Source organism: Ruegeria lacuscaerulensis (genome assembly GCF_013034685.1).
Classification (GTDB): Bacteria; Pseudomonadota; Alphaproteobacteria; order Rhodobacterales; family Rhodobacteraceae; genus Ruegeria; species Ruegeria lacuscaerulensis_B.
The window spans coordinates 59,277-72,164 of the sequence record NZ_WQGO01000004.1 but is presented as its reverse complement, the minus strand read 5'-3'; the positions used below and the strand labels follow the sequence as shown (position 1 = coordinate 72,164).

At 60.7% G+C, this 12,888-nt stretch carries 11 protein-coding genes; 6 read left to right on the top strand and 5 right to left on the bottom strand.

All coding sequences use genetic code 11. From position 1 onward, the window contains the following. Positions 1 to 70 precede the first annotated feature (70 nt). Positions 71 to 736 (top strand): SDR family NAD(P)-dependent oxidoreductase, encoded by a 666-nt coding sequence (locus GOV80_RS11420; RefSeq protein WP_170784812.1) that lies wholly within the window; start codon positions 71 to 73, stop codon positions 734 to 736. A 2-nt stretch (positions 737 to 738) separates the two neighbouring features. On the opposite strand, the gene GOV80_RS11415 is transcribed toward GOV80_RS11420, so the two are convergent. Then, positions 739 to 2,196 (bottom strand): MORN repeat-containing protein, encoded by a 1,458-nt coding sequence (locus tag GOV80_RS11415; protein WP_170784810.1) that lies wholly within the window; start codon positions 2,194 to 2,196, stop codon positions 739 to 741. Between the two features lie 146 nt (positions 2,197 to 2,342). Here GOV80_RS11415 and GOV80_RS11410 point away from each other — a divergent pair, with 146 nt between their 5' ends. The 3 genes from GOV80_RS11410 to GOV80_RS11400 all read left to right on the top strand — a co-directional run bounded on the left by GOV80_RS11410 (position 2,343) and on the right by GOV80_RS11400 (position 5,976). Further along, a complete protein-coding gene (locus tag GOV80_RS11410) occupies positions 2,343 to 4,001 on the top strand; it encodes an NAD+ synthase (protein WP_170784808.1) in 1,659 nt (552 codons plus the stop codon). Between the two features lie 231 nt (positions 4,002 to 4,232). Then, entirely contained in the window at positions 4,233 to 4,517 is a 285-nt protein-coding gene (locus tag GOV80_RS11405; RefSeq protein WP_170784806.1) for a hypothetical protein, read from the top strand. Between the two features lie 130 nt (positions 4,518 to 4,647). Beyond that, the gene (locus GOV80_RS11400) at positions 4,648 to 5,976 is read left to right on the top strand and encodes an NAD(P)/FAD-dependent oxidoreductase (RefSeq protein ID WP_170784804.1); all 1,329 of its coding nucleotides are present in this window, start codon (positions 4,648 to 4,650) and stop codon (positions 5,974 to 5,976) included. 3 nt (positions 5,977 to 5,979) lie between these two features. Here GOV80_RS11400 and GOV80_RS11395 read toward each other — a convergent pair whose 3' ends face one another. Further along, complete coding sequence (locus GOV80_RS11395) at positions 5,980 to 6,912, bottom strand: MBL fold metallo-hydrolase (protein WP_170784802.1); 933 nt, start codon at positions 6,910 to 6,912, stop codon at positions 5,980 to 5,982. A gap of 218 nt (positions 6,913 to 7,130) precedes the next feature. Between GOV80_RS11395 and gltX the strand changes: the two genes are divergently transcribed. After that, positions 7,131 to 8,456, top strand: a complete 1,326-nt coding sequence (gene gltX / locus GOV80_RS11390) for a glutamate--tRNA ligase (RefSeq protein WP_170784800.1) — start codon at positions 7,131 to 7,133, stop codon at positions 8,454 to 8,456. A gap of 81 nt (positions 8,457 to 8,537) precedes the next feature. Here the strand turns inward: gltX and GOV80_RS11385 are convergent, their stop codons facing one another. Continuing rightward, positions 8,538 to 9,107, bottom strand: a complete 570-nt coding sequence (locus GOV80_RS11385) for a gamma-glutamylcyclotransferase family protein (RefSeq protein ID WP_170784798.1) — start codon at positions 9,105 to 9,107, stop codon at positions 8,538 to 8,540. A 94-nt stretch (positions 9,108 to 9,201) separates the two neighbouring features. Between GOV80_RS11385 and GOV80_RS11380 the strand changes: the two genes are divergently transcribed. Beyond that, the gene (locus tag GOV80_RS11380) at positions 9,202 to 9,648 is read left to right on the top strand and encodes an RrF2 family transcriptional regulator (protein WP_170772425.1); all 447 of its coding nucleotides are present in this window, start codon (positions 9,202 to 9,204) and stop codon (positions 9,646 to 9,648) included. 2 nt (positions 9,649 to 9,650) lie between these two features. Here the strand turns inward: GOV80_RS11380 and GOV80_RS11375 are convergent, their stop codons facing one another. Both GOV80_RS11375 and GOV80_RS11370 read right to left on the bottom strand, forming a co-directional pair. Further along, positions 9,651 to 12,179 carry an ABC transporter permease gene (locus tag GOV80_RS11375; RefSeq protein ID WP_170784796.1) on the bottom strand — a complete coding sequence of 843 codons (2,529 nt, stop codon included), beginning with the start codon at positions 12,177 to 12,179 and terminating at the stop codon, positions 9,651 to 9,653. Continuing rightward, complete coding sequence (locus GOV80_RS11370; RefSeq protein WP_170784794.1) at positions 12,176 to 12,871, bottom strand: ABC transporter ATP-binding protein; 696 nt, start codon at positions 12,869 to 12,871, stop codon at positions 12,176 to 12,178. Before GOV80_RS11370 ends, GOV80_RS11375 begins: the two co-directional genes overlap by 4 nt. Positions 12,872 to 12,888 lie beyond the last annotated feature (17 nt).

Sequence of the window (12,888 nt, the reverse complement as noted above, 5' to 3'; positions counted from 1 at the left end):
GGTCTTTCACGCGCAGGGACGTTTTTTGCGATGCGTTGAAGTAAGCGCTTGGGCTGCTAGGTGATGGGCTATGAAAAAAGCACTCATCATTGGCGCGTCGGGCGGGATCGGATCGGCGCTTTGTAGGCGGTTGGAGAAACAATCGGTCGCGGTAACAGGTTTGTCCCGGTCTTCGGTTGGGTTTGACCTGACCAAGCCAGACACCGTCAGTACTGCTCTGGCAGCGCTTGGAGGACCCTATGACCTGATCTTCGTTGCGTCTGGTGCGCTTGAAATCAACGGGGCTGAGCCGGAAAAGACGATCCGCGCTTTGTCAGCCAAGGCGATGATGGATCAGTTTGCTTTGAACGCGGTGGGGCCAGCTTTGGTTTTGGCACAAGCTGCGCGGTTGTTGCCGCGGGACCGGCGGGCCGTCGTGGCGGTGCTGTCGGCGCGGGTCGGGTCGATTGGCGACAACCGTCTGGGCGGGTGGATCAGCTACCGCGCGGCCAAAGCTGCTGTGAATCAGATCGTTCACACCTCGGCGGTCGAACTGGCGCGGACACACAAGCAGGCGGTATGCGTTTCGCTGCATCCCGGCACGGTGCGCACTGAGTTCACTCGAAAATACGCAGGACGCCACGCGACCGTTGAACCAGACGAAGCCGCGCAGAATTTGCTGTCAGTGATCGAGGCGCTGGCCCCGGACGATACAGGTGGTTTTTTCGATTGGGCCGGGCAGCCGGTGCCTTGGTGAAACTAGCCGTCCGAAGGCGCGTCTGATGTGGTGTCTTCGGCCGGTGCAGCCTCGGGCTCGGCGGCTGATTTGCCCGGCAGGACACCGTTTTCCCACACGCCTGATTCTTCTTGTCCGTTGGCATAGCGCATGGTTCCGTCGCCGTGGCGTTTGTTGTCCACAAATCCACCCTCATAGACGTCGCCTGTGGCATAGGTGGCGATCCCGGTGCCGCTGATTTTGCCACCTGCCCAATCGCCGGTATAGGTAAACCCGCGCGGAGTGGTGATCGTGCCGAGCCCTTCGCGGACGCCATCGACGAATTCGCCTTCATACACTGTGCCATCCGGGAAGCTGGCGCGCCCTTTGCCGTGGCGGGCACCTTCGGCCCAATCGCCCTCGTAGGTATAGCCGTTGGCGAAGGTCAGAACGCCAGTGCCGTGGCTGAGGCCGTTTTTGAACTGACCCGAATACACGACGCCGTTGGGGTAGGTTGCCTTGCCGGAGCCTTCGAAAATACCGGCGATCCAGTCGCCCTCGTATATGATGCCGTCCGGGTAGGTGTGCAGCCCCTTGCCATGGGGCAGGTCGGCGCTGAAGTCACCAACATAGGTGGAGCCATCGGGATAGGTCATCTCGCCAAAGCCTTCGATCTGCCCGTCCTGCCATTCACCGGTATATTCAAAACCGTCCGTGCCCACGAACCGGCCTTTGCCGTGGCGGCGGTCGTCGGTGTAGTCGCCCTCATAGGTCGCACCATTGGCGTAGGTGGCCTTGCCCTTGCCCTGACGCCGCCCGTCGACAAGATCGCCTTCGTAGACGTCCCCATTGGCCTGTACCATGCGCCCCTTGCCGGTCATGCGATCCTGCACCCAGTCCCCGGTATAGGTCATGCCGTCGGGCACGGTCAGCGTACCCTGTCCATGGCGCACGCCATTGTCGATGTCGCCTTCATAAACGCTGCCCTGGGTCGAGGTGATCTTGGCTTTGCCCTGTTTCGCGCCCTCAACCCAGTCGCCCTCATAGATATATCCGCTGGGGTCGGTCAGAGTTCCTTTGCCGTGGTACTGCGCCTGTTTGAACCCGCCTTCATAGCGCGCGCCATTGGCATAGGTGGCAGTGCCTTGCCCGTTGATCGTGCCATCAGACCATTCGCCTTCGTAGCTGCCGCCATCGGGATAGATGATCCGGCCGCGCCCTTCCGGCTGACCCTTTGCGAAAGCGCCGTCATAGATTGACCCGTTCGCATAGCGGGCTATGCCCTGGCCTTGAATTTCGCCTTCAGACCACTCGCCCTCATATTCGAAGCCGTCGGGCAGGCGATAAGTACCGATGCCGTGCCGCAGCCCGTTCAGGAAAGTGCCTTCGTAGACGCCGCCAACCTCATCATCCGCAATGATGACCTGCCCATCCTGCGCACTGGCGGGCAAGACCAACAGGGCCATCGCGGTAGCGGCGATTGAGGTGCGGATGACGTTCATAGGGTTTTCCTGCCTGCCGGTGGTTGTTCTACAGCGCAAAACTAAGATACCGCCGGGGGCAGGGCAACGGGTTTTGCCGCATTTGCCTTTTCCTCGCGGTGCGATCTGGTAAATGGCATAAGAACTGACGAGGGCAAGAGGGCACCATGGCCGACCGTTTCCGCATCACTCTGGCGCAACTCAACCCTGTTGTAGGGGATATCGAGGGCAACTCGGCCAAGGCCGTCGCGGCATGGAAACAGGCGCGCGACGCAGGCGCGGACATGATCGCCTTCCCCGAGATGTTCATCACTGGCTACAACACGCAGGATCTGGTGATGAAGCCCAGCTTTAACCGCGCTGCCATGGCCGCGGTCGAGGTATTGGCCGCCCAATGCGCCGACGGTCCCGCGCTGGCGATTGGCGGGCCATGGGTCGAGGATGACAACCTGTACAACGCCTATCTGATCCTCAAGGGTGGCAAGATCGGCAGCAAGGTACTGAAGCATCACTTGCCGAATGAAACGGTCTTTGACGAGGTTCGCCTGTATGATTCCGGTCCGTTGGGCGGGCCGTATTCGGTGGGCAATACGCGGATAGGCAGCCCGATCTGCGAGGATAGCTGGCACCCGGATGTCGCGGAAACTCTGGAAGAGACCGGGGCCGAGTTTCTGTTGATTCCCAATGGCTCGCCCTATTTCCGCAACAAATACGACGTGCGGCTTAATCATATGGTGGCGCGCGTGGTCGAGACCGGCCTGCCGCTGATTTACCTCAACATGGTTGGCGGTCAGGACGATCAGGTCTTTGACGGCGGCACGTTTGGCCTGAACCCCGGCGGCGCGCTGGCCTTTCGGATGCCTGTGTTTGACGAGGCCGTTACCCATATCGATCTTGAGCGGGGCGATGAGGGGTGGCGGATCGTTCCGGCCGAGGTCGCGCCTCAGCCAGATGAATGGGAGCAGGACTATCGCGCGATGGTGCAGTCCTTGCGCGACTATATGGGGAAGACCGGGTTCAAAAAGGCGCTGCTTGGTCTGTCGGGCGGGGTTGATTCCGCCTTGGTCGCGGCGATTGCGGTGGATGCGATTGGGTCTGAGAATGTCCGCTGTGTAATGTTGCCGTCGGAATATACCAGTCAGGGTTCCTTGGACGATGCAGAGGCTGTCGCCAAGGCGCTGGGCGTGCATTTTGACTACGTGCCTATCTCGGACAGTCGCGCCGCCGTGACGGACACTTTGGCCCCGTTGTTTGCCGGGTGTGACCCAGACTTGACCGAGGAAAACGTCCAGTCGCGTCTGCGCGGGTTGCTGTTGATGGCAATCTCGAACAAGTTTGGCGAGATGTTGCTGACCACTGGGAACAAATCCGAGGTCGCGGTGGGATATGCCACGATCTATGGCGACATGAATGGCGGCTACAACCCCATCAAGGACCTTTACAAAACCCGCGTTTTTCAGACCTGCCGCTGGCGCAATGAAAACCACCGCGACTGGATGATGGGGCCGGAGGGCGAGGTCATTCGGCCCTCGGTCATCGACAAGCCCCCCAGCGCGGAATTGCGGGCGGATCAGAAAGACAGCGACAGCCTGCCGGACTATCCCGAGTTGGATGCGATCCTTGAAATTCTGGTCGACGGCGAAGGCTCGGTCGCGGATTGCGTTGAGGCCGGGTTTGATGCAGCCACAGCGCGCCGGGTTGAGCATCTGATCTATATCAGCGAATACAAGCGGTTCCAGTCAGCCCCCGGAACGCGGCTGACTAGCCGGGCTTTCTGGCTGGATCGCAGGTATCCGATCGTGAATCGCTGGCGCGACCCGTCCTGAGTCGCCTGCCGCTGCGGCGCCTGCAGATCGTATCGTATCAGTAATCAATGCCGCGTCTAGGGTGGCATTGTCTGCAATCCGTCTTGCGATGGGTTGCAAGATGATGTTTTCTCAAGGGCTTGCTTGAGCGCGCGCCATTTTTCCGACACATTTTTGCTTGATTATCGCCCTAGCTGGGGCAGGTGTGACACATCCGAGATTGGGTGTCTGTGTTAACGATTTGGTATCGCTATGTATGAGGAATATGACAAACCTCTTCATGCTCCGCCGCCGTGGAAGACAATGGCAGACAAGGGGCAGGATCTGAACGAAGCCGAGGTGGATGCCGCCATCGCCGGTATTTTGAGCGCGGCTGAGCCGCCTCTGCCCAAAGTTACGCCTACCGAGTTGCGCGAAGAACTGGTCGATGTTGACCTGTCCTTGCACGAAGCTGCGGAGGATGAAGCCGAGACTCGGGTTGTCGGCTTTACCCAGGTTCTGCGTCAGAAATGGGCCGAACTATGCGGTGTGGCTTAGTCTGAATATCCCCGAAAATGGCGTGATTGACACAGGTCGTTTAAATCTGTGATCTGCGCCGAATGTCGTATTGCCTTGGGCCCAATCCCGCGCCTTCATTGCATTTCATAGAATGCAGTATGAGCGGTTGATGCCCGGCCCCAAACCAACCCCCGTTGAACCTGATCTGAAACTTCCCAAAGTGGTAGACGTCGTCGTGATCGGGGGCGGAATCATCGGCGCGGCAACTGCATTGGAGCTGTCCGAACGGGGCGTCTCGGTTCTGTTGTGCGAAAAAGGCCAGATTGCAGGCGAACAGAGCTCGCGCAACTGGGGATGGGTGCGATTGGGGCTGCGTGACCCGCGCGAAATTCCGTTGATGTGCGTGGCGCAAAAGATTTGGGACGGGCTGGACGAGAGGACCGGGCGTAAAACCGGGTTTACGCGATCAGGTATCCTGTTTGGCGCCTCCGGCGCGCGGGATGCGCAAAATCTTGAACGTTGGGCGCGACATGTCGATGGGTTGCAGATTGGCGCTCGGATGGTATCGGGGGCAGAACTGGACGACTTACTGCCCAGTCATCGGACCGATCTGGAGTGTGCCCTGCACATGCCCCGCGACGGCCGGGCCGAGCCGCAATGGGCGGCCCCCGCCATCGCCGAGGCCGCGCGCGACAACGGCGCAGTGTTGATGACCAATTGCGCTGTTCGCAGTGTTGATGTGCAGGGTGGGCGCATTGCGGGTGTTTTCACTGAACGCGGTCGTGTCGCCTGTGATCGCGTGGTGTTGGCCGGTGGCGCATGGTCGCGTTTGTTTGCTGGGAATGCGGGCATTGACTTGCCGCAGCTCAAGGTGCTGAACACGGTGCTGCGCACCTCTCCGGTCGAAGGGCCCGAGGCGGCGTTGTGGTCGGATGACTTCGCCGTGCGCAAGCGTGCTGACGGTGGCTATACGATCGCGTCCGGCCATGAAAACACGGTTGATATCGTGCCCGACAGCTTTCGGTTGGCATGGTGGTTCCTGCCCGCATTCCGGCAGGAGTGGCGGTCGCTGCGATTTCGGTGGTCGAAAAGGTGGGCCATTGAAGCCAAGCAGGACCGGAAATGGTTGCCTACGGATGTCACTCCGTTCGAACAGTGTCGCGTTCTGGACCCTGAGCCGTCTGGCAAGGTGCTGCGGCGGGCGTGGGCGAACGCGCGAAAGGGCATACCCGCGTTGCGGAACGCCGAGTTGGTGCAAAGCTGGGCAGGGATGATTGATGTTACGCCGGATGCAATCCCGGTAATCTCGGGCGTCGAAGAAATTCCGGGCATATTCATCGCAACCGGTTTTTCCGGCCACGGATTCGGCATCGGTCCCGGAGCGGGACGGTTGATGGCCGATCTGGTCACAGGGCGATCGCCCTGTGTCGATCCGGCCGCCTTCCGCCTGTCCCGTTTTACGGATGGCTCAAAAGTGCGGCCGGACCCAGGATACTAGAGCTTAGCCTGCCATCTGATAGCTGACGGGGACAAAGCGGAACCCGTCGCCGCGGGTCTCGACATAGCCAGCGGCGGGGAAGGGCATGTGGTAGCCGATCATCGGAACCTTGTCGGCGGCGAGCATACCCAGAACATTGCGACGCGCTGCTGTCGCGGCCGCTTTATCCATATCAAAGCGGACCTCCCACTCGGGGTGTGCGAAGGACCAGACATAGTGGTTGGCAAGGTCGGCGGTCAGTACCAAGCGCTGGCCGTTGCTTTCCAGGTGATAGACCGTGTGGCCAGGTGTGTGCCCATAGGCGGCGACGGCGGTGATGCCCGAGGTGACTTCTCCACCATCGGTGAGGAAGGTCATCTTTTCGGCCTGTGGGGTCACTTTGGCGGCAACCAGATCACCGACGCGGTTGCCTGCATCCTGTGCCGCCCAGAAGTCATATTCCGGTGCGGCGGTCACGAAGCGCGCATTGGCAAAGGTTGGTGCATCGTCGGTGGTCATGCCGCCGATATGGTCGGGGTGCATGTGGGTGATCACAACAACGTCGATCTGATCGGGGGTGACGCCTGCATCTGCCAGCGCCGCCTGAATACCGCCCTGACCCAGCCCGGTGTCGAACAGAACCAGTTCGGACCCGGTATTGACCAGCGTCGGGGTAAAGAAGAACTGCGCCTTGTCTGCAGGGATGAAGTTGTCGGCGGATACTTTGGCAAATTCTTCATCCGATGCGCCACCGCCGAAGATCTCCTTGGCACCATCGCGGGGCAGGCTGCCATCCAACAGGGTCGTGACCGTGAAATCACCGAGGTGGTACGATTTGGCGATGGTCGAGTTGGCTTTGGTCTCGGTTCCTGCGGCCAAAAGCGGGGTCGCAGCTGCAGCAAAAGGTAGTGTGGCCGCGGCGCCCAAGGCTGCTCTTCGCGTCAAATTGATGGTCATATCTAAGTCTCCCTGTCAGAACGCCAGCTTCAAAGCTAGGCCGGTGCGCGTCTCTTGGTAGGTTATAGACCCAAGATATGGGGTGCGTTGTTGAACAATACGTGTGAATTTTTGTTTAGGTTGTGTGTTGGCCATGTTTGAGTTCCTTGGTGGGCCTTTGCCCACGGCTGGACAAAACGCCCATCCTGTGACAATAGCCGCGCCAACAGGAGACACCTATGACAACCACCCGTTTCGCCCCGTCGCCCACCGGTTACATCCATGTGGGCAACCTGCGTACTGCCTTGATGAACTATTTGATCGCCCGCAAGGCTGGCGGTACGTTCATCCTGCGCATCGACGACACTGATCCTGAGCGGTCGAAAGAAGAATATGTCGATGCGATCAAACAGGATCTGGAGTGGCTTGGGCTGCAATGGGACCGCGTCGAGCGTCAGTCCGACCGTCTGGATCGCTATGCCGAAGCGGCCGACAAGCTGCGCGAGATGGGTCGTTTCTATGAGGCGTTCGAGACGCCGACCGAACTGGACCTGAAGCGCAAGAAGCAGCTGAACATGGGCAAGCCCCCGGTCTATGACCGCGCTGCGCTGAACCTGTCGGAGGCCGAGAAAGAGGCGCTGCGGGCGGAACGCGGAAACGGTGTGTGGCGTTTCAAGCTGGATCACGAGCGGATCGAGTGGAATGACGGCATTCTGGGCGACATCTCGATTGATGCTTCTTCCGTGTCTGATCCGGTATTGATCCGGGGCGATGGGCAGGTTCTCTATACGATCGCATCCGTGGTGGATGATACCGAGATGGGTGTCACGGAGGTGGTGCGTGGCTCGGACCATGTGACCAACACGGCGACCCAGATCCAGATTATTGAAGCGCTGGGCGGCGCTTGCCCGCGCTTTGCGCACCACTCGCTGCTGACCGGCCCGCAAGGTGAGGCGCTGTCGAAACGTTTGGGCACGCTGGCGCTGCGCGATCTGCGCGAGCAGGGGGTTCAGCCGATGGCTCTGCTAAGCCTGATGGCGCGTCTGGGCTCGTCCGATCCGGTGGAATTACGTTCGGACATGGCTGAATTGATAGACGGATTCGACATCGGGCGTTTCGGCGCAGCACCGACCAAATTCGACGTGCAGGACCTATTCCCGCTGACCGCGAAACATCTGCAGTCTCTGCCTCTGGCGGATGTTGCAGATGCGGTTACGGATGCGGGTGTCCCAGCAGATATGGCCGAGCCCTTCTGGGCCATGGCGCGTGAGAACATCACCACTTTGGCCGATCTGCAGGGTTGGTGGGAATTGTGCCGCGATGGGGCAGAGCCGCTGATCGACGAAGACGATCGTGACTTCATCACCGAAGCCGTGGCATTGCTGCCCGAAGGGCCGTTTGATGGCGAGACCTGGGGTGTTTGGACCAAGGCTGTCAAAGAGACCACAGGCCGGAAGGGCAAGGGATTGTTCATGCCGCTGCGCAAGGCGCTGACAGGGATGGAGCGTGGGCCCGAGATGGCCGCGCTTTTGCCATTGCTTCAGGTGATCCGCGCGCGCGGGTAAGAGAACGCGCCCTTTGGCGCGTGCCTTCGGCAACCGTATTTGGAACGAGAAGAAGGGCCGGGTTTTGACCTCGGCCTTTTGCTATGGGCTGTGGACGACGTTGACGGATAGTCTTCGCAGGCGGGAGTCCACGAATTCAGTCTCGTGCGGTTTCAACTGCTGGTGTCGCGGATAGCGGGGCTCGGCGCGGTCATTCAGGATCGGAGCCTCCCAGCCGTCGGTGGTGGCAAAGAAGCGATCTGCCCCGGCCTCGCCATAGGCGCGCAGATAGCCCTGTACGACGACGTCGATATAGCTGAGTACCAAGGGGTGGTGGTTCGTGGGCTCGGTGTGGCGGCCATGTGGGACGGCATAGACGGCGATGTCGACGTCGTGGGTCAGCGTATGTGACACAGCCTGAGTTGCCGGGATGCGATCATAGGCCCATTCGCGTTCATCCAGCGCCGCCCAGTCGTTTTTCGGGACATGGGCGATCATCCCCTCAATCTCGCAATCGGGGTCGGGGATGGCTGTCAGAAAGGCCACCGGGCGCAGGTCTGTATGTCTCCAAGAGCGGCGCCAGCCTTTTAGTTTCGCAGGGCGGGGATCGGGGAAATCGTGGGTAGCAAGGTTCACCAGGCTGCCATAGCCAAAGAAATAGGGGTCTGCCATCTGTGCCGCGTCCTTTTCCGCCGATTGATGTATGTCAAACCGCTTTTTAGCCGGACATGCAATAAGGTCGCATCTTGAAATTTGGGAGGCGATCATGCGCATTACCAAACGGACGAATATCGCGGTGCGCTTGCTGATGTATTGCGCTGCACATCAGGACCGGCTTGTGACCAAATCCGAGATTGCCGAAGTGTGCAATATCTCGGAGAACCATCTGGCGCAGGTGATCAATCAACTGAGTCAGCTAGACTATCTCAGCACACAGCGAGGCCGAAATGGCGGCATGACCCTGGCGCGCCCTGCCGAGCAGATTCGCATCGGGTCGGTGTTTCGTCATGTCGAGGGCAACCTGCCGTTGGCCGAGTGCTTTGCGGATGCGGACAATACCTGCCCCTTGACCGATGCCTGCCGGTTGCGCCTTGCGCTGCAGGATGCGGCCGAGGTTTTCTATGCGTCGCTGGATGACATCACGTTGGATGCTTTGGTTTGTGACAACGACCAGTTGCTGCAAATCTTGCAGCCGGTTGCTTGCGTTCGGTAAGTTCAGTCACTGGCTCGCAGGATGCGGGCCGGTCGTACCGCCAACGGGCGCAGCGCAAAGAACAGGCCTGCGCCGAGGGTCACGAGGAGGCCGGCGACAATAATTCCCAGCGCCGAACCCCAGATGATGCTGAAATCGGTGTCGAAGATATAGGTCGCCACTGCCCATCCGCCCAATATGCCGGTGAGCAGGGCCACCGCGCCCGCAGCGGCGCCGAGTAGGGCAGCGCGCAGGGCAAAACTCAGCAGGATGCGACCGCGGTCTGCGCCCAGTGTTTTCAGAATCGCTGCTTCATGCCTGCGGGCGGGCTCTCCTGCGGCGGCTGCGCCGATTAGGACAAGGAAGCCGGTCAGCAGCGATACACCTGCGCCATAAGATGTGGCTGCAGCCAACCCTGCCAACAGCCCCGAGATTCGGTCGATGGCGTCGCGGACGCGAATAGCAGTAATGTTGGGAAATTGCTCAGCCAGGTCGCGTTGGATTGCGGCTTCGGCGGGCTCTTCGGCATAGACAGTGGCAATAAAGCTGTGCGGGGCTCCGGCAAGGGCCGATGGGTTCATGGACATGATGAACCCAATCCCCGCCGTCGAGAAATCAACCTCGCGCAGTGAGGTCAGTTCAGCGGTGATGTCGCGCCCCAGAATATTGACCGTCAGGGTGTCGCCCAGTTTCAGGCCCATCTCTTGCGCTTCTTCGGCGGCAAAGCTGACTTGCGGGGTACCGGAATAGTCATCTGCCCACCATTCTCCGGCGGTGACGCGGGTGTTTTGCGGGGGTGCTGCGGAATAGGTTACGCCACGGTCGCCGTCCAGAACCCAGTGGTCCCCGGCGACGTCACGAGCCGGTTGGCCGTTGATCTGCGTGAGGATGCCACGCAGCATCGGCGCGCTTTCGACGCGGGTGACGGCAGGGTCGGTTTCAAGACGTTCGGAAAAGCCGGACATTTGGTCCTTCTGAATGTCGACGAAGAAATACGAGGGCGCGACGTCTGGCAGATTGCCGGATATTGCGTTACGCAGGGTGCCGTCGATTTGCCCAACGGCGGCCAGAACGGACAGGCCCAGACCCAGCGACAACACAACCGAAGACGCACCCTCGCGCGGGTCGGAAATGGCGGAAAAGGCCCAGCGTAGCGCCGGGTGTCCACGCGCGGGGCGCGCGCCGTATCGGGCCAGTCTACGAATTGCCATCGCCGCGACCGAGAGAAGAATCAGCGCGCCAACCAGCCCGCCGCCCGTCCAGAGCGTCAGGCGGGCTGACCCGCTGAACCACGCCGCCGACGCGATCAGCAGCGCCAGCCCCACCCCGGTGGCAACGATGTAGCGCAGGCGAGGCAGGGCGCGGGCCGATGACAGCGCGTCCCGAAATAGGGTGGCAGCGCGGACCTCTTCGGTGCGGGCCAAGGGCCAGAGGGTAAACAGAAAGGCGGTCAGAACACCATAGAGCGCAGCCTCGGCCAGCGGTTCTGGATACAGCGAAAAGACGGCTGGGATGGGAAGCTGGGCCTCGATCAGCGGGGCGAGCGCCAGCGGTAGCAGCCCGCCCAGAGCAATGCCTAGCAGGACGCCTATACCCGAGAGAATGCCGATCTGGATCAGATAGGTCTGAAAGATCGTTGCGCGGTCTGCGCCCAGTGTGCGCAGGGTTGCGATTGTCTCGGTCTTTTGGGCGAGGAATGCAGATACCGCGGCCGATACGCCAATGCCGCCCACGGCCAGACCCGAAAGCCCGACCAGTACCAGAAAGGCACTGAGACGGGCGACGAATTCGGCGATGCCCGGCGCGCCGTTTCGCGCATCTGTCCAGCGCATTCCCGTGCCGTCGAACGTTGTGTTTGCCTGCGACGCCAGTTCTGCAAGGTCTACCGATTGCAGTAGATCCAGCCGGTATTTGGTGGAAAACAAGGTGCCCGGTGCTAGCAGGCCAGACGCTTGCAAATCCTGCGTGCGTACCAGAGTACGCGGACCCAGACCGAATCCATCCGCAGCTCCATCCGGTTCATGGATCAGCGCGGCGGTCAGCAGAAACTCTTGCGTGCCTAGAGAAAACCGATCGCCTACAGACAAACCCAACCGGTCGATCAGTGAAGGGTCCATGACGGCCCCGGGCAGATCGTCAGCCCCGTCAAGCGCAGAGGGCAGCGGTATATCGGGGTCTAGCACTGGTGTTCCGACCAGAGGATAGGCCGCGTCCACGGCCTTGACCTGCGTTAACGCACGCTCCGGGGTATGGCCTTGCCGCGCGACGGCCATTGATCGGAAATCAACGACCTCCGAGACGGCAGAGGCCACTTGGCCCATCCAGTCGCGCTCGGCTTCGGTGGCAAAGCGATAGGTAAATTCCAACTGGGCGTCGCCACCCAGCAATGCGGCACCCTCTTGTGCAAGCCCAGTCTGGATGGCCTGACGCACGGACCCGACGGCGGCGATGGCGGCGACACCAAGGGCGAGGCAGGCCAGAAACACGCGGAAGCCACGCGGCCCTGCGCGCAATTCGCGCCGCGCCAGACGTCCGGCGAGGCGCAGGCTCATTCCGCGGCCTCTTGCTGGATATCTTCTGCAATACGCCCATCGCGCAACCGGACAACCCGGTCGCATCTGCGCGCAAGGCTGTGACTGTGCGTGACCAGAACCAAAGTCGCCCCGTGACGGTCGCGCAGGTCGAACAGCAGATCAACAATCGCGGCCCCGTTGGTTTCATCCAAATTCCCCGTTGGCTCGTCCGCCAGCAGGATCTGCGGGCGCGGCGCCGATGCACGCGCAAGTGCCACGCGCTGCTGCTCACCCCCCGAAAGCTGCGCAGGATAGTGATCGCGCCGATGCGATAGGCCGACCGCATCCAGTTCACTTTCGGCCCGGTCAAACGCGTCCCGGAGCCCCGCCAATTCCAGCGGCGTGGCGACATTTTCCAGCGCAGTCATCGTGGGGATCAGGTGGAAATTCTGGAACACAACGCCCATCGCGTCACGTCGAAACCGGGCGAGGTTGTCTTCGTCCAAATCAGTCAGATCCCGCCCCAGAGCTTCGATCTTGCCGCCAGTCGCACGCTCTAACCCGCCCATCAGCATCAACAATGAGGATTTGCCGGACCCAGACGGGCCAACAAGGCCCAAAGTCTCGCCCTTTTGAACCGATAGAGAGATACCATGCAGGATTTTCACCCGTCCGGCATTGCCATCCAGCGACAAAGCCGCATCTTGGAGAGAAAGAACAGGTGTCGTCATAGGTCAATCCACACGGA

Coding starts and splice junctions, on each gene's coding strand:
- GOV80_RS11405 (WP_170784806.1), top strand. CDS start 4,233: ATGTATGAGGAATATGACAAACCTCTTCATGCTCCGCCGCCGTGGAAG.
- gltX (WP_170784800.1), top strand. CDS start 7,131: ATGACAACCACCCGTTTCGCCCCGTCGCCCACCGGTTACATCCATGTG.
- GOV80_RS11400 (WP_170784804.1), top strand. CDS start 4,648: ATGCCCGGCCCCAAACCAACCCCCGTTGAACCTGATCTGAAACTTCCC.
- GOV80_RS11375 (WP_170784796.1), bottom strand. CDS start 12,179: ATGAGCCTGCGCCTCGCCGGACGTCTGGCGCGGCGCGAATTGCGCGCA.
- GOV80_RS11415 (WP_170784810.1), bottom strand. CDS start 2,196: ATGAACGTCATCCGCACCTCAATCGCCGCTACCGCGATGGCCCTGTTG.
- GOV80_RS11395 (WP_170784802.1), bottom strand. CDS start 6,912: ATGACCATCAATTTGACGCGAAGAGCAGCCTTGGGCGCCGCGGCCACA.
- GOV80_RS11385 (WP_170784798.1), bottom strand. CDS start 9,107: ATGGCAGACCCCTATTTCTTTGGCTATGGCAGCCTGGTGAACCTTGCT.
- GOV80_RS11410 (WP_170784808.1), top strand. CDS start 2,343: ATGGCCGACCGTTTCCGCATCACTCTGGCGCAACTCAACCCTGTTGTA.
- GOV80_RS11420 (WP_170784812.1), top strand. CDS start 71: ATGAAAAAAGCACTCATCATTGGCGCGTCGGGCGGGATCGGATCGGCG.
- GOV80_RS11370 (WP_170784794.1), bottom strand. CDS start 12,871: ATGACGACACCTGTTCTTTCTCTCCAAGATGCGGCTTTGTCGCTGGAT.
- GOV80_RS11380 (WP_170772425.1), top strand. CDS start 9,202: ATGCGCATTACCAAACGGACGAATATCGCGGTGCGCTTGCTGATGTAT.